17 protein-coding genes are annotated in these 22726 nt (G+C 65.6%); 12 read left to right on the top strand and 5 right to left on the bottom strand.

Going from position 1 to position 22726, the window contains the following annotated elements; all coding sequences use genetic code 11:
* Window positions 1–152 precede the first annotated feature (152 nt).
* A complete protein-coding gene (locus tag ACY48M_RS09065; RefSeq protein WP_462819960.1) occupies window positions 153–581 on the top strand; it encodes an SRPBCC domain-containing protein in 429 nt (142 codons plus the stop codon).
* On the opposite strand, the gene ACY48M_RS09060 is transcribed toward ACY48M_RS09065, so the two are convergent.
* Entirely contained in the window at window positions 568–990 is a 423-nt protein-coding gene (locus ACY48M_RS09060) for a hypothetical protein (RefSeq protein WP_462819959.1), read from the bottom strand. The genes ACY48M_RS09065 and ACY48M_RS09060 overlap by 14 nt on opposite strands.
* A 90-nt stretch (window positions 991–1080) precedes the next feature.
* Here ACY48M_RS09060 and ACY48M_RS09055 point away from each other — a divergent pair, with 90 nt between their 5' ends.
* Window positions 1081–1590, top strand: coding sequence for a 2-phosphosulfolactate phosphatase (locus tag ACY48M_RS09055; protein ID WP_462819958.1), 510 nt, complete (start codon window positions 1081–1083; stop codon window positions 1588–1590).
* A 16-nt stretch (window positions 1591–1606) separates the two neighbouring features.
* Here ACY48M_RS09055 and ACY48M_RS09050 read toward each other — a convergent pair whose 3' ends face one another.
* The 4 genes from ACY48M_RS09050 to ACY48M_RS09035 all read right to left on the bottom strand — a co-directional run bounded on the left by ACY48M_RS09050 (window position 1607) and on the right by ACY48M_RS09035 (window position 4862).
* Entirely contained in the window at window positions 1607–2071 is a 465-nt protein-coding gene (locus ACY48M_RS09050) for a SprT-like domain-containing protein (RefSeq protein WP_462819957.1), read from the bottom strand.
* 60 nt (window positions 2072–2131) lie between these two features.
* The gene (locus ACY48M_RS09045; protein ID WP_462819956.1) at window positions 2132–2644 is read right to left on the bottom strand and encodes a hypothetical protein; all 513 of its coding nucleotides are present in this window, start codon (window positions 2642–2644) and stop codon (window positions 2132–2134) included.
* A gap of 28 nt (window positions 2645–2672) precedes the next feature.
* Window positions 2673–3818, bottom strand: a complete 1146-nt coding sequence (locus ACY48M_RS09040) for a PQQ-dependent sugar dehydrogenase (RefSeq protein ID WP_462819955.1) — start codon at window positions 3816–3818, stop codon at window positions 2673–2675.
* Window positions 3819–4004: 186 nt separating this feature from the next.
* On the bottom strand, window positions 4005–4862 hold the full coding sequence (locus tag ACY48M_RS09035) for a spermidine synthase (RefSeq protein WP_462819954.1): 858 nt from the start codon (window positions 4860–4862) through the stop codon (window positions 4005–4007).
* A gap of 354 nt (window positions 4863–5216) precedes the next feature.
* Between ACY48M_RS09035 and rpoB the strand changes: the two genes are divergently transcribed.
* The 10 genes from rpoB to ACY48M_RS08985 all read left to right on the top strand — a co-directional run bounded on the left by rpoB (window position 5217) and on the right by ACY48M_RS08985 (window position 22725).
* The gene (gene rpoB, locus ACY48M_RS09030) at window positions 5217–8729 is read left to right on the top strand and encodes a DNA-directed RNA polymerase subunit beta (protein ID WP_462819953.1); all 3513 of its coding nucleotides are present in this window, start codon (window positions 5217–5219) and stop codon (window positions 8727–8729) included.
* Between the two features lie 45 nt (window positions 8730–8774).
* On the top strand, window positions 8775–12626 hold the full coding sequence (gene rpoC / locus ACY48M_RS09025; RefSeq protein ID WP_462819952.1) for a DNA-directed RNA polymerase subunit beta': 3852 nt from the start codon (window positions 8775–8777) through the stop codon (window positions 12624–12626).
* Window positions 12627–12839: 213 nt separating this feature from the next.
* Window positions 12840–14042 (top strand): RDD family protein, encoded by a 1203-nt coding sequence (locus tag ACY48M_RS09020; protein ID WP_462819951.1) that lies wholly within the window; start codon window positions 12840–12842, stop codon window positions 14040–14042.
* The gene (locus ACY48M_RS09015) at window positions 14039–18535 is read left to right on the top strand and encodes an FtsK/SpoIIIE domain-containing protein (RefSeq protein WP_462819950.1); all 4497 of its coding nucleotides are present in this window, start codon (window positions 14039–14041) and stop codon (window positions 18533–18535) included. Before ACY48M_RS09020 ends, ACY48M_RS09015 begins: the two co-directional genes overlap by 4 nt.
* Before the next feature lie 115 nt (window positions 18536–18650).
* Complete coding sequence (locus ACY48M_RS09010; RefSeq protein WP_462819949.1) at window positions 18651–18938, top strand: WXG100 family type VII secretion target; 288 nt, start codon at window positions 18651–18653, stop codon at window positions 18936–18938.
* An 81-nt stretch (window positions 18939–19019) separates the two neighbouring features.
* A complete protein-coding gene (locus ACY48M_RS09005; protein ID WP_462819948.1) occupies window positions 19020–19322 on the top strand; it encodes a hypothetical protein in 303 nt (100 codons plus the stop codon).
* Window positions 19323–19355: 33 nt separating this feature from the next.
* Window positions 19356–20618 (top strand): hypothetical protein, encoded by a 1263-nt coding sequence (locus ACY48M_RS09000; protein ID WP_462819947.1) that lies wholly within the window; start codon window positions 19356–19358, stop codon window positions 20616–20618.
* Between the two features lie 72 nt (window positions 20619–20690).
* A complete protein-coding gene (locus tag ACY48M_RS08995) occupies window positions 20691–21299 on the top strand; it encodes a hypothetical protein (protein ID WP_462819946.1) in 609 nt (202 codons plus the stop codon).
* A complete protein-coding gene (locus ACY48M_RS08990; protein ID WP_462819945.1) occupies window positions 21296–21955 on the top strand; it encodes a hypothetical protein in 660 nt (219 codons plus the stop codon). Before ACY48M_RS08995 ends, ACY48M_RS08990 begins: the two co-directional genes overlap by 4 nt.
* Window positions 21952–22725: a hypothetical protein gene (locus ACY48M_RS08985; protein ID WP_462819944.1), complete on the top strand. Its 774-nt coding sequence runs from the start codon at window positions 21952–21954 to the stop codon at window positions 22723–22725. Before ACY48M_RS08990 ends, ACY48M_RS08985 begins: the two co-directional genes overlap by 4 nt.
* Window position 22726: the final 1 nt, after the last annotated feature.

Raw genomic sequence — 22726 nt, 5'->3', positions numbered from 1 at the left:
TTCGCCGGAGAAAGTATCTGCGAGCCTCGGTGAGAGACGAGAAGAGTAAGCGTTCAACGACGCAGGGAACCCAACGATGGATTCACAAGTAGCACCACCCTATCATTACCCGGCTGTCGGCCGCTGGGCATCCGCTCGCCTACGCTCAGAGCATGGCTTCGAACTCGCACAAGACCGGCCGCAATCGCGGCGACTCCTTCGATGTTGGCGTGCGGCAGACGGTGGCCGTGCCGCTGCCACTCGTGTGGGAGTTCCTCGTCGGTGAAGGTCTGCCGCTCTGGCTCGGCGAGACCGAACTGCCGCACGACCAGAACGCTGAGTATGAGACGGATGATGGCGTGCGCGGCATCATCCACCGCTACGCCGAGAACTCCAGGGTGAAGCTCACGTGGCGGCCGGGCGACTGGCCCCACAACTCGACCCTCACGCTCGCCGTGAAGCAGAAGGATGCGGGAACGACGATCAGCATCAGCCACGATGGGCTCGCCGACCGCGATGAGCGCACCATGATGCTCGGCCACTGGAAGGCGGTCGTGGCCGACCTCGCCGCGGCGGCCGAAAAGCTCCCTACCCAGAAGTGATTGAGAGTGGCGGCGTTTCCATGGGCCCGCCACACCGTTCGCTGCCGCCCGTGCGCACCCAGTCGAGTTCATACTCGTCGCGCGTGATCTCCATGCCATCGGCATCGAGGAGCGCCAGTTCGAGTCGCTCGGGTCTGTTCATCCCGAGTTCGATATTCCAGCCAACGGGCGGTCGCTTCGTGACGATCACGGCAGACGCATTTGTGTAGTCAACGGGCTCACCCTCCAGCGTGCATTCTTGCTCGATGCAGGCTAGGAGCTTGGTGCCACCGGCCACACGAATGTCGCTCGTCACACTGACTGAGAAGCTGTAGCCGACCATCGTGCAGGCGAATGGCACCATGCTGCACGCGGTCAACAGCACGGCGATTCCCGCTGTGAGGATGATCGAAGCGATTCCCTTGCGCATGCCTGCAGTCTCCCAGCGGGTCTGCACGACGGCTACCCAACGTTACGGGCTCCTCGATCGTCGGGCACGCTTCGCCGCTACGCTTTTCGGGTGACGTCTCCCTCAGCCCAGTCCATGTACCAGGTCCGCTTCGATTGGGGCCTCGCGGGGGCCACCGCGATCCTCGACGGCGCGGATGCTGTCGTGTGGATCGACGAGCTCGGCACTCGACAGCAGCTGCCGACGACGGATGCTGCGATCATCGCGGGCGGCATCGCCAACGCCGCCGCGGTCGCCGACTGGGTGATCACCAAGCAGACGGAACGCGGGGACCGCTTTCGCATCGCCGTCGTCGCGGCGGGGGAGCCGCGCGAGGATGGCTCGCTGCGCTTCGCCGTCGAGGATCTGCTCGGCGCCGGTGCCGTCATTGACGCCCTCACGGCCGTTGGCATCGATCACAACTCGCCGGAGGCGGCCGCAGCATCCGCCGCCTATGAGGGACTGCGCCGCGCCGTGAAGCACCTCGTTGGGGCGTCGGTGTCGGCGCGCGAGCTCGGCGGGGTGCATCCGGATTTCACGCCGAGCGCCGAGGTGCCAGTGCTCCGCGATTTCGCGAGCTGACTCGACCCGACCCAGATCACGCGCTCGCGGCGGCATTCCTCCGCTGCCACACGATCGTGTGCTGCGCGCTGAACCCCCGCGCGCACCGGCCGCACGACTGCGGACGCTTCGGCTCGCGGTGCCGGTAATACGTGTGCCCGCTTGGACACGCCCCGACCCACGGTGCGAGGTGGTCGGCGGTGGGGCCGTCGTGGGTTGTTCCGCCCTCGTAGCCGAGCTCGGCGGCGACCTTCTTCCACTTGGGCCCGTGCCCGGTGCCGGCGCCGGCAATCGCGTGGGCGACCTCGTGCAGCAACACCTGATGGATGTCGTCGTCCTCGAAGAGGGTGGCGAGGTGCCGCGAGACGGTGATCCGCTTGTGCGTGTAGTTGCAGAGCCCCGCCCGGCGGCGGGCGTGGTCGAAGTCGAAACTCCACGACGGGTCGAGGTGCAGGGCGATGAGGGCGTTCGCCCACACGCGCACTCTGACCAGGTCTGCCACGCAGAAAAGCCTACGCGCCGCATCCGACAGCGCAGCATCCGGCGCCGACGTGAGGGAGGGTTACGGCTCGACGAACGACTCCGCGATCGCGGTCGCCATCATGGCATTGTCGATGTCGGCAGCGCTCGCGCCGATGCGCACGCGGAGGGTCACGGCACCACGGAAGTCGATGAGCGCCGCCGTGTATTCGCCGAGCTCGAACTGCACGCGCCCGCGCTCGAGCAGCGCCTTCGCTTCGATGGCCGCCCAATCGTGGGCGCGCGCCTCATCGACGCACGAGGCGAGCTCGATGAGGGCCGGCTCGAGCTTGCCGAGGTCGCGCTGCACCATGGCTTTGCGGATGCGGGCGAGGCAGATTTCGTCACGCGTCGTCGAGAAGCGGGCCGTGCGGAGGGTCTGGTTGGCGAGCTCCCACGCCTCATCGAGCCGCCCGACGAGGCGCAGTAGTTCGACCTTCTCGTTGAGGGCGTCTGAGCTGCGGAGTTCGCCCAGCTCCTCAAGCCTGGCGCCGGCGCCATTGAGGTCAACCTTCTCGCGAAGGGTGGTTGGGTCATAGCCCAGGATGATGCTCACGTCGTGCCCCGATCAGTTTCATCTCAGGTTAGCCCGGGGTGCGCTCGGTGAGTTGGATCTGCACGAGCTTGTCGTCGCCGGGGTTGGGGTTGCCGCGCCCGTCGGTGTTGTTCGTGATTGCCCAGAGAGTGCCGTCTGGCCCCGGCGTGACATCGCGGAGACGCCCGAGTTCGCCGACGAGGGAGGCCGCGGCATCCACCGATTCTGGGCCGACCCAGATGGTCCAGAGTCGCTCGCCACGAAGCGCCGCCATGAAGAGTGTTTCGCGTGTGAAGGTGAGGCCGGATGGGCTCGCCTCGTCGGTCGACCACTGCGCGATGGGGTTGACGAAGCCGTCGCGGTTGGCGATGCCCTCGACCGTCGGCCAGCCATAGTTTTGTCCCGCGACGATGATGTTGAGTTCGTCCCACGTGTTCTGGCCGAATTCGCTCGCATACATGGTGCCGTCATCACCCCAGGTCACCCCCTGCGGGTTGCGGTGACCCATGCTGTGCACGAGACCGCCGAGCGGGTTGTCGCCCGGCGCAGCACCCTCCGGCGTCATGCGGAGAATCTTGCCGGCGAGCGAAGCCGGGTCTTGCGCGCGGCTCGGCACCCCGGCGTCGCCCGTGGTGGCGTAGAGCATTCCGTCTGGCCCGAAGGCGATGCGGCCGCCATTGTGGGTGCCCGCCTTGGGGATGCCCGTGAGCACCGACTCGGGGGCGCCAAGCGTGAGGGCTCCCGCGGTGCCCAGCAGCGGCATCCGTACTATGCGGTTGTCTGAGGCGGAGGTGAAGTAGGCATAGAGCCAGACGGTGTCGTCCTGCTGCAGCACGGCAAGGCCGAGGAGCCCCCCTTCGCCGCCGGCGGCCACGCTGTCGACCGTGCCCACCTCGCGCACCGAGCCATCGGACGTGACCTCTTGCACCGCGGCCGTGTCGCGCTCGCTCACGAGGGTGGAGCCGCCCGCTACAAGGTCGTCGGTGAGGCGCACGATCGACCACGGGGCGTCGAGCCCCTCCGCGATCACTGTCACCTCGCCGGTCGGCTCGGCAGGCCCCGGATAATCGGATGCCTCGGCGCTCGCCGATGGCTCCACCGACGGCAGTGTCGGCGTGGGTGTGGGTGCCGGGTCACTCGCGCATCCCGCGAGCAGCACGGTGGCAGCGAGCATGGCGAGCACGGCACGGCGCATCGGACTCCTCCTCGACAGATCCCCCAATCTCATCACCGGCGCTGCCGCATCACCACCCGCCCTGTCGCAAATTCAGGAGTTTGCCATGCCGCGCTCCCGCAGCCCCTGCGCAGTTACCGCAGACAGGCCCGACCCGCCAGCTCGCTGGCGCGGTTTTCCTGAATTTCCGACACAGGGGGCCGCCGCTCAGCTCCCGACGCCGAACACGTTCTTCGTCGGCGGGGGTGAGGGGATGGCGGTCTGGTCGGTGACGATGGGCGCCCCGGCGATCCATTCGTCGAGTTCGCGGCCGGTGACGACTTTGGCGGGGTGGGGTCCGCCGGCGAGCAGGCGCGGCATCCATTCGAGGGGAAGCGGGGTGGCCGAGCCGACGAGCACGACGTTGCCGAAGCGGCGGCCTTTGAGGATCTGGGTTTCGGCGAGGGCGGCGACACTGCCGAGGGCGGTGGCGAGGGTTCGGGCTTGGCCGCGGGCGAAGGCGAGGCCTGGCCCGTCGGCGACGTTGACGGCGACGATGCCGCCAGGGGAGAGCAGTGCGGCGACGGAGCGGTAGAACTCGACGCTGGTGACGTGGGCGGGGATGCGGGAGCCGCCGAAGACGTCGACGACGACGAGGTCGACGTTGCCGTGGAGGCCGGGCGGCAGTTTTTCGAGCACGGCCCTGGCGTCGCCGTGGCGCACGCGGAGTGAGGCGTGCTTCGACCATGGCAGGTGTTCGCGCACGAAGTCGACGAGGTCGCTTTCGAGTTCGACGACCTGCTGTCGCGAGCCTGGCCGTGTGGCTTCGACGTAGCGCGGCAGGGTGAGCGCGCCGGCGCCGAGGTGCACCGCCGTGATGGGTCCGTCTGGAAGTTGGTCGATTACGTGGGCGATGCGCTGCACATACTCGAAGAGCAGTTTTGTCGGGTCATCCGGGTGCACGTTCGACTGTGGGGTGCCGTCGACGACGAGCGTGTAGCTGCCGTCGAGCCAGCGTTCTGGTTCGATGCTGGCCCGGTATCCGCTGAGCGAAAGGACGGTTGTCGGATGCTCGTGCTGGGCCATCCCCGCATCATCCCACGCCTGTGCTTTCGATACGTTCGCTGGTTGAGTAGGCCCGCGAGGGCCGTATCGAAACCCGATGCGGCCACACTTATAGCCGAATTCCGGATTCAGGTCAAGATTCGACTGGACAATGTGGAAAGTATCGAACTATAGTTGACCTTTGCGCTCCCAGAATTACTCTGCCTTCATATTGCGGTCGGCCTGTGCGTATCGGACCCGCGGTCCTGATCACCCAAATTTAGGTTCTGGAGAGCGCATTTCGAGCACGAACTCCATCTCAAACAAGCACACTGAACACTCACCGGCTGGCAACGCCCGACTGTATTGACCCACTGGGTCACGGAGGTTATTTCCTTGGCTGCTGCGCGCAACGCGTCCACCACGAACTCATCACAGAAGGGACAGCCTAAGAACGGTCGCAACCATTCTCGGCTTTCCTTCGCCAAGATCTCGGACAACCTCACCGTTCCCGACCTTCTTGCTCTCCAGACCGAGAGCTTCGACTGGCTCGTCGGCAACGAATTTTGGAAGGCTCGCGCTGCCGAGGCCACGGCCTCCGGTCGCCAGGACCTCCCGTCGCTGACGGGCCTCGAGGAGATCTTCGAGGAGATCTCCCCCATCGAGGACCTCGGCGAGACGATGCAGCTCTCCTTCACGAACCCGTTCCTTGAGGAGAAGAAGTACTCGATCGACGAGTGCAAGGAGAAGGGCAAGACCTACTCCGCTCCGCTCTATGTCGAGGCCGAGTTCATGAACCACCTCACGGGTGAGATCAAGACGCAGACGGTCTTCATGGGCGACTTCCCGCTCATGACCCCGAAGGGCACCTTCGTCATCAACGGCACCGAGCGTGTCGTCGTGTCGCAGCTCGTCCGCAGCCCCGGCGTCTACTTCGACCGTTCGCCGGAGAAGACCTCTGACAAGGACCTCTACTCGGCTCGCATCATCCCGAGCCGCGGTGCCTGGCTCGAGTTCGAGATCGACAAGCGCGACCAGGTCGGCGTGCGCATCGACCGCAAGCGCAAGCAGTCGGTGACCGTCTTCATGAAGGCGCTCGGCATGACGAGCGAGGAGATCCTCGAGGAGTTCAAGGGCTTCGCGTCGATTGAGGCCACCCTCGAGAAGGACAACATCCTCACGAAGGAAGAAGCCCTCAAGGACATCTACCGCAAGCTTCGCCCGGGAGAGCAGGTTGCTGCCGAGGCCGCGCGTGCGCTGCTCGACAACTTCTACTTCAACCCGAAGCGCTACGACCTCGCCAAGGTGGGTCGTTACAAGATCAACCGCAAGCTCGGCATCGAGGCGCCTTTGAGCTCCTCTGTGCTGACCCGCGAGGACATCATCGCGACGATCAAGTACCTCGTCGCGCTGCACGATGAGCAGAAGACGATCTCCGGCATCCGTGACGGCAAGAAGGTTGACATCCGTCTCGACGTCGATGACATCGACCACTTCGGCAACCGTCGCATCCGTGCCGTCGGCGAGCTCATCCAGAACCAGGTCCGCACCGGTCTCTCCCGCATGGAGCGTGTCGTCCGCGAGCGCATGACCACGCAGGACATCGAGGCGATCACCCCGCAGACCCTGATCAACGTGCGCCCCGTCGTCGCCGCGATCAAGGAGTTCTTCGGCACCTCGCAGCTCTCGCAGTTCATGGACCAGAACAACCCGCTCGCGGGTCTGACCCACAAGCGTCGCCTGTCGGCGCTTGGCCCGGGTGGTCTGTCGCGTGAGCGTGCCGGTGTCGAGGTGCGAGACGTGCACCCTTCGCACTACGGCCGCATGTGCCCGATCGAGACGCCAGAAGGCCCGAACATTGGTCTGATCGGTTCGCTCGCATCGTTCGCGCGCATCAACTCGTTCGGCTTCATCGAGACGCCCTACCGTCGTGTTATTGACGGCGTCGTCTCCGAGACGATCGACTACCTCACGGCCAGCGAAGAGGACGAGTTCGTCGTCGCGCAGGCCAACGCCCCGCTCACGAAGGACGCCCGCTTCGCGGAGCCCCGCGTGCTTGCTCGCAAGAAGGACGGCGAGGTCGACCTCGTCCCCGTCGACGATGTGGGCTACATGGATGTTTCGCCGCGCCAGATGGTGTCGGTGGCAACCTCGCTCATCCCCTTCCTCGAGCACGACGATGCGAACCGCGCCCTCATGGGTGCCAACATGCAGCGTCAGGCTGTGCCGCTGCTCCGCAGCGAGTCGCCGCTCGTCGGCACCGGTATGGAGAACTTCGCCGCGATCGATGCGGGTGACGTCATCACCGCCGACAAGGCGGGTGTTGTCTCCGAGGTTTCGGCCGACGTCGTGACCGTGCAGCTCGATGAGGGTGGCACGCAGGACTACTACCTGCGCAAGTTCGACCGCTCCAACCAGGGCACGAGCTACAACCACCGCGTTGTCGTCAGTGCTGGCGACCGCATCGAGGCCGGCGAGGTCGTTGCTGACGGCCCCGCGACCGAAGAGGGCGAGCTCGCGCTCGGCAAGAACCTCCTCGTGGCGTTCATGTCGTGGGAGGGTCACAACTTCGAAGACGCGATCATCCTGAGCCAGAACCTCGTGAAAGACGACGTGCTTTCGTCGATCCACATCGAGGAGTACGAGGTCGACGCCCGCGACACGAAGCTCGGCAAGGAGGAGATCACTCGTGACCTCCCCAATGTGAGCCCTGAGCTCATGGCCGACCTCGACGAGCGTGGCATCATCCGCATCGGTGCCGAGGTTCGCCCAGGCGACATCCTCGTTGGCAAGGTCACGCCGAAGGGCGAGACCGAGCTCAGTGCCGAGGAGCGCCTCCTCCGCGCGATCTTCAACGAGAAGAGCCGCGAGGTGCGCGACACGTCGCTCAAGGTTCCACACGGCGAGGCCGGCACCATCATCGGTGTCAAGGTCTTCGACGCGCAGGATGGCGACGACGAGCTCGGCTCCGGCGTCAACCAGCGTGTGGTCGTGTACATCGCCCAGAAGCGCAAGATCACCGAGGGTGACAAACTCGCCGGTCGCCACGGCAACAAGGGCGTCATCTCGCGAATCCTCCCGGTCGAGGACATGCCGTTCCTCGAGGACGGCACCCCCGTCGACATCATCCTCAACCCGCTTGGCGTGCCCGGTCGAATGAACTTCGGCCAGGTGCTCGAGATTCACCTCGGGTGGATCGCGAAGCAGGGCTGGAATGTCGAGGGCAAGCCGTCGTGGGCGAAGCAGCTTCCCGCAGAGGCCTACTCGGCCGAACCGGGCACGAAGGTTGCGACCCCGGTGTTCGACGGCGCGCTCGAGAGCGAGATCGAGGGACTCCTCGACTCCACGCTCCCCACGCGTGACGGTGACCGCCTCATCGGGTCCAGCGGCAAGGCCAGGCTCTTCGACGGCCGCTCCGGCGAGCCGTTCCCTGAGCCTGTCTCGGTTGGCTACATGTACATCCTGAAGCTGCACCACCTCGTCGATGACAAGATCCACGCGCGTTCGACGGGACCGTACTCGATGATCACCCAGCAGCCGCTCGGTGGTAAGGCGCAGTTCGGTGGCCAGCGCTTCGGTGAGATGGAGGTGTGGGCTCTCGAGGCCTATGGCGCCGCCTATGCGCTGCAGGAGCTTCTGACGATCAAGTCCGACGACATCCTTGGCCGCGTGAAGGTCTACGAGGCCATCGTCAAGGGCGAGAACATCCAGGAGCCCGGTATCCCGGAGTCGTTCAAGGTCCTCATCAAGGAAATGCAGTCCCTCTGCCTGAATGTCGAGGTCCTCTCGGCCGACGGAACAGCAGTGAGTCTGAAGGACAACGATGACGAGGTCTTCCGCGCCGCTGAAGAACTCGGCATCAACATTTCCACCCGGTTCGAGAACTCGTCGTCGATCGACGAGATCTAGTCCCAGGCCAGACACACTTCAGTTTTTCATTTCCAAGGAGATAAATTGCTCGACGTAACAACGTTCGATGAGCTTCGCATTGGCCTCGCAACCGCCGACGACATCCGCAAGTGGTCGCACGGTGAGGTGAAGAAGCCTGAGACGATCAACTACCGCACGCTCAAGCCCGAAAAGGATGGTCTCTTCGGAGAGCAGATCTTTGGCCCGTCCCGCGACTGGGAGTGCTCGTGCGGCAAGTACAAGCGCGTCCGCTTCAAGGGCATCGTCTGTGAGCGCTGTGGCGTAGAGGTCACCAAGTCCTCTGTGCGCCGCGAGCGCATGGGCCACATCGAGCTCGCCGCTCCGGTCACGCACATCTGGTACTTCAAGGGTGTTCCGAGCCGTCTCGGCTACCTGCTCGACATGGCGCCGAAAGACCTCGAGAAGGTCATCTACTTCGCCGCCTACATGGTGATCTCGGTCGACGAGCAGGGTCGTCACGACGACATGCCCGGCCTCGAGAACGAGATCCGCCTGGAGATCGCCGAGCTGGAGAAGCAGCGCGATTCGCGCATCGCCGACCGCCTCGCGAAGCTCGAGACCGACCTCGCGGCACTTGAAGAAGAGGGTGCCAAGGCCGACCAGAAGCGTCGCACCAAGGATGGCGCCGAGAAGGAGATGTCGCAGGCACGCAAGTCCTTCGACGAGCAGATCTCCCAGCTTGAGCGCGTGTGGGAGGACTTCCGCACCCTCAAGATCGGTGACCTCAAGCCTGAGGACAGCGTCTTCCACGAGCTCCAGGACCGCTTCGGCATCTACTTCGAGGCCTTCATGGGCGCCGAGGCGATCCAGAAGCGTCTCCAAACGTTCGACCTCCAGGCCGAGAGCGACGAGCTCCACGACCAGATCGCGAACGGCAAGGGTCAGAAGAAGATCCGCGCCATCAAGCGCCTCAAGGTTGTCAACTCGTTCCTCCAGACCGGCAACTCGCCGGCCGCCATGGTGCTCGAGGTTGTCCCGGTCATCCCGCCGGAGCTTCGCCCGATGGTGCAGCTCGACGGTGGCCGTTTCGCGACGTCTGACCTCAACGACCTGTATCGCCGTGTGATCAACCGCAACAACCGTCTTCGTCGTCTGCTCGACCTCGGTGCCCCCGAGATCATCGTCAACAACGAGAAGCGGATGCTGCAGGAGGCCGTCGACGCACTGTTCGACAACGGTCGCCGCGGCCGTCCGGTGACGGGCACCGGCAACCGCGCGCTCAAGTCCCTCAGCGACATGCTGAAGGGCAAGCAGGGCCGGTTCCGCCAGAACCTGCTCGGCAAGCGCGTCGACTACTCGGGCCGTTCGGTCATCATTGTTGGCCCGCAGCTCAAGCTGCACCAGTGTGGTCTGCCCAAGCAGATGGCACTCGAGCTGTTCAAGCCGTTCGTCATCAAGCGCCTCATCGACCTGAGCCACGCGCAGAACATCAAGAGCGCCAAGCGCATGGTCGAGCGTTCGCGTCCGCAGGTGTGGGATGTGCTCGAGGAGATCATCCGCGAGCGCCCCGTGCTGCTCAACCGCGCACCCACCCTGCACCGTTTGGGCATCCAGGCGTTCGAGCCTCAGCTCGTTGAGGGCAAGGCCATCCAGCTGCACCCGCTCGTGTGTGCCGCGTTCAACGCGGACTTCGATGGCGACCAGATGGCGGTGCACCTGCCGCTCTCGGTCGAGGCGCAGGCTGAGGCGCGCGTGCTGATGCTCGCATCGAACAACATCCTCAAGCCTTCAGACGGCCGCCCGGTCGCCCTGCCGACGCAGGACATGATCATCGGCCTGCACCACCTCACCACCATCCGCGAGGGTGGCGAGGGTGAGGGTCGCGCCTTCTCGTCGATCGCCGAGGCGATCCTCGCGTTCGACCAGCACTCGCTGCACCTCAACTCGAAGGTGCGCATCCGCCTGGTCGGCGACAAGTTCGAGGGCGGAGTCGAGCTCAAGGAGACGACGCTCGGTCGTGCACTCTTCAACGAGACGCTCCCACTCGACTACCACTGGGTGGAGGAGCTTGCCGACAAGGGCCAGCTCTCCGCGATCGTCAATGACCTCGCAGAGCGGTACCCGAAGGTGGAGGTCGCGGCTGCGCTCGACCGCATCAAGGACGCGGGCTTCTACTGGGCGACACGCTCTGGCGTGACGGTGTCTCTCTCGGACATCCTGACACCGCCCTCGAAGCGCGAGATCATCGGTGGCTACGAGAAGCAGGCCGCCAAGGTGCAGAGCCAGTTCGAGAAGGGCCTCACGACCGACGCCGAGCGTCGCCAGGAGCTCATCGAGATCTGGAACAAAGCCACGGCAGAGGTCGCCACGGCGATGCAGGACAACATGCCGGCCGAGAACAACATCAACCGCATGGTCACCTCGGGTGCCCGCGGAAACTGGATGCAGGTTCGTCAGATCGCCGGTATGCGTGGGCTCGTGTCGAACCCGAAGGGTGAGATCATCCCGCGTCCGATCATCTCGAGCTACCGCGAGGGGCTCTCGGTCGCCGAGTACTTCATCGCGACGCACGGTGCGCGCAAGGGTCTTGCCGACACCGCGCTCCGCACGGCCGACTCGGGGTACCTCACGCGTCGTCTCGTCGATGTCTCGCAGGATGTCATCATCCGTGAGGACGACTGTGGCACCTCGCGTGGTCTCGAGCTGCTCGTCGCGACGGCCGACGCCAATGGCGTGCTCGTCGTCGATGCCGAGGTCGAGAACTCGCTCTACGCCCGCAGCCTTGCAGAGGACGCGGTCGACGCCAGGGGCACGGTGGTGGCGAAGGCCGGTGACGACGTCGGTGACGTGCTCATCGACGTGCTCATCGCCGCCGGCATCACCCACGCCAAGGTGCGCTCGGTGCTCACGTGTGAGTCCGCCGCCGGTGTGTGTGCTGCGTGCTACGGCCGTTCGCTCGCGACCGGCAAGCTCGTCGACATTGGTGAGGCCGTCGGCATCATCGCGGCACAGTCGATCGGTGAGCCTGGAACGCAGCTCACGATGCGTACCTTCCACACCGGTGGTGTTGCATCCGCTGATGACATCACGCAGGGTCTGCCCCGCGTCACGGAGCTCTTCGAGGCCCGTACCCCCAAGGGTGCATCCCCGATCGCCGAGGCCGCCGGAAAGATCACGATCGAGGACACGGATCGCAGCCGCAAGCTCATCCTGACCCCCGACAGTGGTGACGAGCCGGTTGCGTACCCCGTGCTCAAGCGCGCGACGCTCCTCGTCGAGGATGGCGAGCACGTCGAGCTCGGACAGCAGCTTCACGTGGGAGCGATCGACCCCAAGGAGGTCCTCCGGGTGCGCGGGGTCCGCGCGGTGCAGCAGCACATCGTTGACGGTGTCCAGGGTGTCTACCGTTCGCAGGGTGTGCCGATCCACGACAAGCACATCGAGGTCATCGTGCGCCAGATGCTCCGCAAGGTCACGGTAGTCGACCACGGCGACACCGGTCTGCTGCCGGGTGAGCTGGTCGACCGGTCGAAGTACAACGACCTCAACCGTGCCGCGCTGACCGAGGGCAAGAAGACTGCCTCGGCCCGCCAGGAGGTCATGGGTATCACGAAGGCGTCGCTCGCGACGGAGTCGTGGCTGTCGGCGGCATCGTTCCAGGAGACCACGCGTGTGCTCACGCAGGCGGCAATGGACGGCAAGTCCGACCCGCTGCTCGGCCTCAAGGAGAACGTGATCATCGGAAAGCTGATCCCTGCCGGTACGGGTCTTCCCCGCTACCGCAACGTGTCGGTCGAGGCGACCGAGGAGGCGAAGGCAGAGCGGTACCCCAACCGCATCTTCTCCGACGACTCGTCGTTCACTGAGGCCGACCTGAGCTTCGTCGATTTCGACAGCTTCAGCTCGGACGACTTCACGCCCGGCACGTACAACTAGCAGTTATGCCGGTTGAGTAGGCGCCCCGGCGCCGTATCGAAACCAGCATCACGAACGGCCCGTCACCTCACGGTGGCGGGCCGTTTGCCGTGTGCAGGGGACGGCAGCGCGATACTGTTGCACGCAGGGGAGTCCTCCCCATCGACAGGCGGGCGACGGACGAGTGAGCTTAGACGTGGCTTTCGCGCGCGGCGGGGCAGGCAAGGAGACCGAGTGAGCGTCACTCTCGACGAAGAAGAAGTCGTCCACGGGCTCGGCCCCGACGGCCGTCCCGACCCCGCGTACCCCCGTTCGCTCGGCATCCTCCCGGCCCCTCTTGGGCGTCGCTCGCTCGCGTTCGCGATCGATGCGGCGATCCTGCTCATCGTGACGCTGCCGCTCTCGCTCGGCACGTTCCCGCTCTGGATGCGGGCCGCAACAGAGCTGCTCGAGCGGCCGGATGAGCTGTTCAGCAATGGGGACTTCGTGCTGGGCCTGATCTTCTACGGGATCGGCCAGTTGCTCCTCATGGTGTACCTGCTCGTTCAGCTGATTCTGCACGGCAGGCGGGGAATCACGATCGGCAAGAAGATCGTCGGCATCCGCTCGGTGAATGTCGTTCGTTTCACGAAGCCGGGCTTCTGGCGCATGACCCTGCGGGGCATCGTGTTCTGGGCCTCGCTCTCGATCATTCCGATCCTCGGCGCGGTCCCGTTCCTCCTTTCGCCGCTGTGGGACCCGGAGAAGCGTGGGCGCGGGTGGCTCGACCGGATGGGCGGCAACTGGCTCGTTGACATCCGCCTTGGCCTCGACCCCTTCGACACGAAGGGCATGCGCCACGCGCGGCGACGCCTCGACAAGCCGGAGTTGACGCCGGAGGAGCGCATCCCCTCGCTCGCGACCGGCACCTCCGGGGCGGTGACCGAGTTCGTGCCGTCGGCGCGTTCCCGCTCCGGCGTGATCTCGCTGCAACCCTTCGAGGGTGAGGAGGCGATCGCGTGGCAGCCGCCACCGATCGAGGAACCCGCCCTGGCACCTTCGGTCGTGCCGCCGGTTGTTGCCGCCGCGGCGACGCCGGCGCAGCCGAGCGCGATCCTGCAGTTCGACGACGGGGCACGCGTCCGCGTTTCGGGCACCGGCCTGCTGGGCCGCGCACCGCAGGCGCAGGAGGGTGAGTCCGTCGATCACCTCCTGCCGGTCGACGACGAATCGCGCCTCATCTCCAAGACGCACGCGGCCTTCACGGTGGATGCATCCGGCTGCTGGTTCGTCGACCGCGGTTCGGTCAACGGCGTCGCCGTCGCGAGTCCGGGTGCCGCCGAGAGCGAACTCGTGCCCTGGGCGCGGCAACTGCTGCCGTGGGGCACCGTGGTGACCCTTGGCGGCCGCACGTTCACGATCGTCCCCGACCCGAATTCGAATGGTGGTACAGCGTGAAGGTCAAGCTCTCCCTCCGGCGTCAGTCCGGCTCGATGGTCGATATCGTCGTCACCGCCGATTCGACCGCGACGGTCGAAGATGTCGCGCGTTCGATCGCCGAGACCGACCCCATGTCATCGAGCCGCGTCCATGTCGCGAGCCCCGTCCTCACGCTCTCGGTGTCGCCACCAACGACCGATGCCATGGTGCCCCTGCATCCGGATGCCCTCATCGGCGAGGCGGAGATCGGTTCGGGGTTCATCGTCTCGGTGACCCCCCTGCAAAGTCGGGCGCAGCCGCGGGCCAATGGCGATGGCGCCCCCTCGGTTGCGGCAATCCTGCGGGTGCAGGCCGGCCCGGATGCGGGGCGTGAGATTCCGATCACCTCGGGTCACAGCATCATCGGCCGAGGGCCTGGGGCCGACGTCGATCTCTCCGACCCCCTCGTGTCGAAGCGCCACGCTCGCCTCGAGGTTGGCCAGACGATCGAGCTCGTCGACCTCAATTCGGCGAACGGTGTCCTCGTCGACGGCGGCATGGTGCAGCGTCTCCGGGTGGTGCCCGGCCAGGTGGTCACGCTCGGTGACACCGCACTCACCATCACGCCGGTCGTGTCGCAGACGGAGGAGACCGACCCGGTGTTGGAGCGCGGTGGCGCCCTCATGTTCAACCGCTCTCCCCGTGTCGAGGTGCGCTACCCGGGCAAGGAGTATCCCTACCCGAAGGTGCCGACCGAGGCGCAACCAAGGATGTTCCCGTGGCCGATGGTGGTGTCGCCAATCATGCTCGGGTTCGCGATGTTCGCGTTCACCGGCCGCCCCTACGCCCTGCTCATGATCGTGATGACCCCGATGATGATGCTCGCAAACTATTTCAGCGGCAAAGGGCAGACGGGCAAGAAGCTCCAGCGCGAGATCGAGACCTACGAACAGCAGATCGAGAGTCTCGAGGATGAGCTCGAGGAGCAGACGGCAATCGAGCAGGAGCGCCGACGTGCCGAAGCGCCCGCTGTGGCGCATATTTATGAGCAGGCCATGCAGCTCGGTCCGCTGCTGTGGACGCGCAGGCCGGAGCACTGGAACTTTCTCGCGCTGCGGCTCGGGCTGGGGCGCGCGTTGAGTCGAAATTCGATCGCTGAACCGCAGAACCAAGACGGGATTCCCAAGTACGCGCGGCAGATCGAGAAGCTCCGCAAACGGCACGAGTGGGTTGATGACGTGCCCTTCGTCGAGACCCTGCCCTCCGCGGGCTCGATCGGCATCGCGGGCACACGCGAGGTTGCCGCCGATGTGCTTCGCGGTCTCGCGGTGCAGCTCTTCGGCATGCACGCGCCGAACGAGCTTGTCACGGCGGCCATCGTGCATCCGTCGTGGACGCCCGAGCTGGAGTGGATGAAGTGGCTGCCACACACAACGAGTTCGCAGTCGCCGTTCGCCGACATCGCGCTTGCCGATAGCCAATCGGCCGGCACGGCACTGCTCAACGCGCTCGAGGAGGCGATCCTCCATCGCGAGGGCGCGCGCGCAGGGCATCGCGGTCCCCTCAAGACTGACCAAGGGTCGATGTCGCTCGGCGCCAACGTGGGGGAGCCGGTCATGCAGGCCGGCTCGCTCGACGGTGACCTCGTCATGGTCGTGTTCGTGTCGAGCGATGCGCCGGTTGACCGCCCCCGACTCACGCAGGTCATTGAGCGCGGACCGGATTCGGGCATCTACACCGTCTTCGTCGGCCCCTCTGTTGCCTCGCTTCCCGCTGGATGCCGCACCTTCATCGATGCGACCGACGGTTTGGAGCGCGCCAAGGTGGGCTATGTCCGCTCGGGCGAGAGCTACGAGAATGTCGCCGTCGAGGGTGTCTCTAACGCCTACGCGCAGGTGTTCGCGAAGCGGCTCGCCCCGGTCGTGGATTCCAGCTCCGTCGAGGCCGATGCCAGCGACATCCCGCGCAGCATCAATCTCTTGAGCCTGGTCGGCACCGAGGCAGCCACGGCACCGAGCGCCGTCATCGAGCGGTGGCGTCAGAACAACTCGATCATCGATCGGCACGGGGAGCCCCTCGGGCGGCTCAAGCGCGCTGGCACCCTCAAGGCGTTCGTCGGGCAGGGGAGCCCGGATGCCATGACGCTCGATCTGCGCACCCAGGGGCCGCACGCGCTCGTGGGCGGCACGACGGGTTCTGGCAAGTCGGAGTTCTTGCAGGCCTGGGTGCTCGGCATGGCCGCCGAATACAGTCCCGACCGCGTGACGTTCCTGTTCGTCGACTACAAGGGTGGGTCAGCGTTCGCCGACTGTGTCGCGCTGCCCCATTGCGTCGGCCTTGTCACCGACCTCAGCCCGCACCTTGTGCGCCGCGCGCTGACGAGTCTCCGGGCGGAACTGCATCACCGCGAGCACCTCTTCAACCGCAAGAAGGCGAAGGACCTCCTCGAGCTCGAGAAGCGTCGCGACCCAGAAACGCCACCGGCGCTGGTCTTGGTGATCGACGAGTTCGCCGCCCTCGCGGGCGAGGTTCCAGAGTTCGTCGATGGCGTTGTCGACATCGCCCAGCGCGGCCGTTCGCTCGGCATCCACCTCATCATGGCGACGCAGCGACCCGCGGGTGTCATCAAGGACAACCTCCGGGCCAACACCAACCTCCGCGTGGCGCTTCGCATGGCCGATGAATCGGATTCGAAAGATGTTGTCGGCGATCCCGTCGCCGGCACCTTCGACCCGACAATCCCCGGGCGCGGTATCGCCAAAACGGGCCCAGGGCGCCTGGTCCCCTTCCAGTCCGCCTATGCGGGCGGGTGGACGGGCGAGGTCGCCACGAACCCGGAGGTGCGTGTCGCCGAACTGCGATTCGGTTCCCTCGTCCTCTGGGAAGGCGAGGTGGAGCCGGAGTCCGAGTCGCACGACGAAGATCTCGGGCCCAACGACCAGAAGCGCATGGTGAGCAACTTTGTGCGGGCGACCGAGATCGCCGCCATCCCCGCCCCTCGGCGCCCGTGGCTCGACGACCTGTCGATGACGGTCGACATCGCGGATCTCCCGGTGCACGGCGACGCGCAGATCGTGCTCGGCAAGGCCGACGTGCCGGAGCGGCAGTTGCAGGAGGCGGTGTACTTCGTGCCAGACCGCGACGGTTCGATGCTCGTTTACGGCACGAGTGGCTCTGGCAAGTCGACGACCCTGCGGTCGATCGGGGCGGCCGCGGGCATGCGCCCGGATCTCGCCGATGTCGAGGTCTACGGTCTCGACTTCGGCGCCGGGTCGCTCCGCTCGCTCGACGTCTTGCCGCACGTCGGCTCGATCATCACGGGCGACGACGCGGAGCGCGTGCAGCGGCTGCTCCGCACGATCGGCGACATGCTCGACCGCCGCGGCCGGCGCTTCAGCGAGGTGAATGCCGCGAGCATCACCGAGTATCGCGCCATTACGGGCGAACGGATGCCCCGCGTCATCCTGTTGCTCGACGGCTTCGGCCAGTTCAAGTCCGAGTGGGAGGCGACGTCTGCCAGGCTGCCGTTCTATAACGTCTTCATGCGCATCCTGGGCGAGGGGCGACCCCTCGGGGTGCATGTCGTCGCGACGGCCGACCGCTCCGGCAGCGTGCCGACGTCGGTGAGTGCCAACGTGTCGAAGCGCATCGTGCTCCGGCTTTCCGACGAGACGGCGTACTCGGTGCTCGGTGTCGCGAAAGACGTGCTCACGGAGCGCTCACCCGTCGGTCGGGCGATCGTTGACGGATTCGAGACTCAGCTCGCGGTGCTTGGCGGAACCTCGAATGTGGCGGAGCAGTCGAAGGCGTTCGAGATGCTCGCCGAGCGACTCCGAGCCGCCGGGGCGAGGGAGGCGTCGGAGATCGGGGCGCTGCCGACAGAGCTCGAGGGCGATTCGTTGCCGAGGGAGATCGCGGGCGAGCCCGTGATCGGCATCGCAGAAGACACGCTCGGACCCCGCGGCTTCGAGCCCGTCGGCACAATGTCGGTCTCCGGCCCACCGCAGAGTGGCAAGACCAACGCGCTGAAGTGGCTCGTGACGTCGATGACACGCTACGACCCCGAGATCAAGCTGTTTCACATCGCTGGCCGACGCTCGCAGCTTGCGGAGTTCGCCCCGTGGGTGCGCAGCGCGACGACGGTCGAGGATGCGAAGGCGCTCGCCAAAGAGCTGGTCGAGATTGTGCCGGACGAGTCGATTCCTGGCCGCATCATGATAGTCATCGAGAACGTGACGCAGTTCGCCGACTCGGATGCCGAGCGCCCCCTCAAGGAGCTCTTCCAGGCGATCAACCGCAGCGATCACTTCCTCATCGGTGACGCCGATGTGTCGCTGCTCTCGAGCGGCTTCGGCTTCGTCGGTGACTTCAAGGCGGGCCGCAAGGGCATTGTCCTCAAGCCGGATGCCTATGACGGGGACTCGCTCTTTAAGCTCCCGTTCCCCAAGGTGAAGCGCAGTGACTTCCCCGCCGGTCGAGGCATCTTCGTGCAGAGCGGTCGTCTCGTGACGGTGCAGATCCCACGGATGTGATGTGGGGTCGGGCATGGGGAGTGCTCCCCATTGTCCGTTGTCTCGCGACCAAGATAGTTTGATCACATTGGTCCACTGATCGGACCACAATCGGCAACGAAGAAGGGTCCTAACAATGGCAGATTTCGGAGCATCCTACGGCGCGATGGAAGCGATGTCGAACCGGCTGAGCACCGCTCGCGAAGACATCCAGGGTCAGCTCGAAGACCTTAAGTCGGCGGTCGACGACCTGCTCGGCAGCGACTTCAAGACGCAGCAGGCGTCGAACAAGTTCGGTGAGGGCTACGGCGAGCTCACCACCGGCCTCAAGACCGCGACCGACGGCATCGGCGACATGGGCGAAGCGCTCAAGGGCATGATGCAGGCGATCCAGGAGCTCGACTCCAAGATGGCCGGCAACTAAGTACCGCCACGGAAGAAGGGTCGGCGGCTTCGCCGGCCCTTCTTCGCCGACTAGACCGATCGAACAGGAAGGGTGCCTGCCATGAGTGATGGTGTTCTCATCAAGTACGACGAGCTCAAGAACGTCGATGACGCGTTGAAGGCGATCATCAGCGAGCTCAAAGAGGCATCCAAGCGTTCGAACGAGTTGGAAGACGCGATCGACAAGCCCTGGGGTGAGTCGAAGCTCAAGGATGCCGCGAGTGAGTTCGAGAGCGGCTGGGATGACCGCCGCAACGCGCTCCTTGAGGACATCGAGAAGGTTCAGCAGCATGTCGCGGGGGTGCTCGACGGGTTCGAGCAGTGGGACTCCGACACTGCAAACGAAATGACGTCGGCCTCCTAGGCCGGTCCTCACACGCTGGAGACAGAAGAGAACATGGATCCTTCACCCAAGGGCCGCGAGATCAAGCATCTCGCCGGCGTCCCGGACACGATCATCTCGCGAGGCAACGCGATCACCGCACTCGGCGAGCAGATGACGACCTCCGCCGCGCTGCTCAAGAGCATCGCCGACGGTGCGTCAGGGCAGCAGGGCCTCGCGGTCGAGAAGCTGCAGGAGATTGTCGGCGATTGCCACGCTGAGCTCAAGCTCGCGGGGGAGCGGTACACGCCGTCCGGGCCGGTGCTGGTGACCTACGGTGAGGCCGTGGCCGAACTTCAGCCGCTCATCAAGACTGCCGTCGCGAACTGCGAGACGGAGTGGCAGACGGTGACAACGAAGCGGAATGCGGTGTGGGATGCCGCCACTGATTTCTACGCGCCGCCAGCCGATGACGCGCCGGCAGATGCGAAGACCCCAGAGGAGCTCCGCGAGGAGGCCATGGGCGATGCCCAAGACGTCGCTGACGACGCGTACGACGAGTGGGAGAAAGAAGCAAAGAACTTCGACACCCACTACGACACGTGGGAGAAGGCCTTCAATACGGCCGCAGATGATCTCACCGACGCGACCGAAGGCGGCATCAAGGACTCCAAGTGGGATGACCTCGACGGCTTCGTGGCCGGTGCTCTCGAGGTGCTCAAGTGGGTGGGTCTTGCCCTCGCCATCCTCGGCGTCATCATCGGCGGTCCGTTCATCGCGGCGCTCGCTGCGATTGTCGCGATCGCGACGCTCCTCCTCACGCTCTACTCGTTCGCTCGTGGCAACTCGACGTGGGGCGATCTCGTGTTCGCGATCATTGGCGTCATACCGTTCGGCAGTCTCGGCAAGTTGTTCAACGGCAACAAGCTTGGGTTCTTCGACGACATGGCAGGGGGCCTTCTCACGGCCGGGAGCAGGGCAGACATTCTTGTGGATCTTGGCCGAATCGGCCGAATGCCGCAGGGGTTCCTCACCGGGTTCGGCAGGGCCAACAGCTTCTTCCCCGGAGTCGTCCGAGGTCTTCGAGGCGGCATCATGGAGTGGGCCGGGCCCAACGGGGCGGGGGCCGCCAACATGCTTTCGCGGCTCATGACCGGCCAGAACATGGCGCACTGGGGTGACGATGGGCTTGACGGGCTGAGCGTGCTCGGCAGCGTTTGGGGCGATGGTGGCCTCAAGAACGTGTTCGGCATTCCCGACACGATCGGCGACCTGCACAACGAGTGGTTCCCGACGTCCGAGCTTGAGCAGCCGTTGTTCGGTTCGCCAAAGCGGTAACGTGGAATGAGCAGCAGGCCCGACCGCATCCGCGGCCCCGGTGTCGCCGCTCGGAGGGGATAGCGCGTCACGATGTCCAGTCTCAAGGCAGAACTCAAGGGAGAAACGCTCCCCGAGTTCACTCTCGTCCTTCCGAACGGGTGGGAGCGGAAGCCCCCGAGTGACGAGGTGCGCGACGAGATGCTCGCCGCCGCGAAGCGCCGCTTGATGCAGGCGCACCGTCCCGATCTGTATGGGCAGACGACCGCGCTCGTGAAGAAGCTGTTCGCAGAGATGCGTCGCGTCGAGACGGTCGCGTTCTTCAGCCCGGCCGCAGATGCGCCCGCTGAGGCGTTTTTGCCGGCGACCTTGACGGCATCCGTGCAACGCAGCCAGGACGGCCAGGCACTCGACGACACCGTTGCCCACCTAATTCGCACGGAGGGGGCGACACCCCTCGGCGACGATAAGCGGTTCCTCCGCTGGGAGCGCGAATCTGTCGAGAACATCGACGGCACTCGTGCCGCGACGACAACCGTCGTGTACTTCACTCCAATTCCGGGGTCCGGCCGCACCAGGGCGCTGCGCTTCACGCTCGTGCTGACGCACAACCCGGACGAAGAGGGCGATGAGCAGTTCGTCTCCGCGCTCAAGCACGTGTTCGACGCGCACCTCTCGACGTTTGCGTGGGTCGCAGCGTGACGGTTTCGCTGTCGGTCGACAGCAGCAGCTGGCTTGTCGTGCCCGCTTCGTTCCCCACCGCTGCGGGCGAGAGCGCGACAGAGTGGGAGGACCGCGTCGTGTCCCAGATGCGCGAGGCGTGGAACGGCGCCCTCACCCCACGGGTCGAACCGCTCGTGCGTGGCGCGTTGCGGCACGCGGTGAGTCGTGTTGAACCCGATGACACTCTGACGCTCCAGTACTGGCCGGGTGCCGCGGTGATCAACGCCATTGTGCATATCGTCGCCGGCACATTCGCACCCGATGCCACGCGGCGCACGATCCCGCTCGATGACGGCCCCTTCGTGGCGCAACCGCAGAGCATCCCGTTCGAAAGCGAGACGCTCGGCACGGGTGTGGAGTCGGCCGCGCTGATCGCCCTCGACGACGATCCCCCCTACACGGTCGGCGTGCTGAACTACCTCTTCGAGAGCGAGGTCGGCTACCTCTACGTGGGTGTTGACCCCACGCTCCCGCAGCTCATCGGCGCGATGCGCGACCCCCTTCGCGAGGTCGTCAACACCATCCGGGTTGACGTCGAGAACGGCCGCGACTGGGGCAGGGCGTCAGTCGACCTGGCGGTGCTGCAGCGCAACGATGAGGCGTGGGAGTTCGGTTCGGCAGGAGCGGTCTCGTGAGCGCGTCTTCGCTCGCCGCCAAAGCCCAGCCAGGGTCAACCGTGCGGTGGGATCGTCTTGAGAAGGCAGGCTTCGCCGGGCACCCATCCGTGCTTGCGGCTCTTGAGGGCAACCGCCCGGCGGCTCGGCGCACCAGGCCGCGCTGGCAGGTCCTCCTCGCGATTCCCATCGCCATCCTGATGGTGCTCTCGATGCTGACCCCGATCCTCGGCGTCGCGGCGATCGCGCGTGGCCGGTTCCAGGAGTTCGAGGCCCCACCCGAAGAGATGATCCCGCTCGCTGGGCTCTTTTACGCGTGGGCAGCGGTGGCGCTGCTCGCCTGGTTCATCAGCTGGATGCTGACAGACCGAAGCTACTCGGGCGTTGCCGTGACGTTCGCGGTGATGACAGTGGTGCTCGGTGCGCTCACCGCGATCACGCTCGCGGACCGTGGGGCGGAAGCCGGGGTTGATGGTTGGCAGTCGTGGCTCATCCCGGTGGTGGTCGCGATCGTGCTCGGTGCACTGTTCACGATGGCGCTGGTCATCGCGAAGACACGCAGCGGCGCAGCAAAGCAGGGTTCCGACGCGTCGCTCCCAAAGAACATGGTGGCGCAGCTGCAGGCACGCCGCGACGCGGTCGCGGAGTTGGCTGAGGCCGATCGCGCCGCGATCAAGCACGATCTCGATGCTGCAATCCTCGACCTGGAGCGCCGCGGGCTCATCAGCGCGGACGAGGCCGGGCGCGCGCGCTCGACCGACCTGGGTGACCTCGCGCTGCGGATGCGCTAAC

This window comes from Homoserinimonas flava (assembly GCF_054969005.1).
Note: the sequence above shows the minus strand (reverse complement) of the source record. Positions and strands in the feature narration are given on the sequence as shown.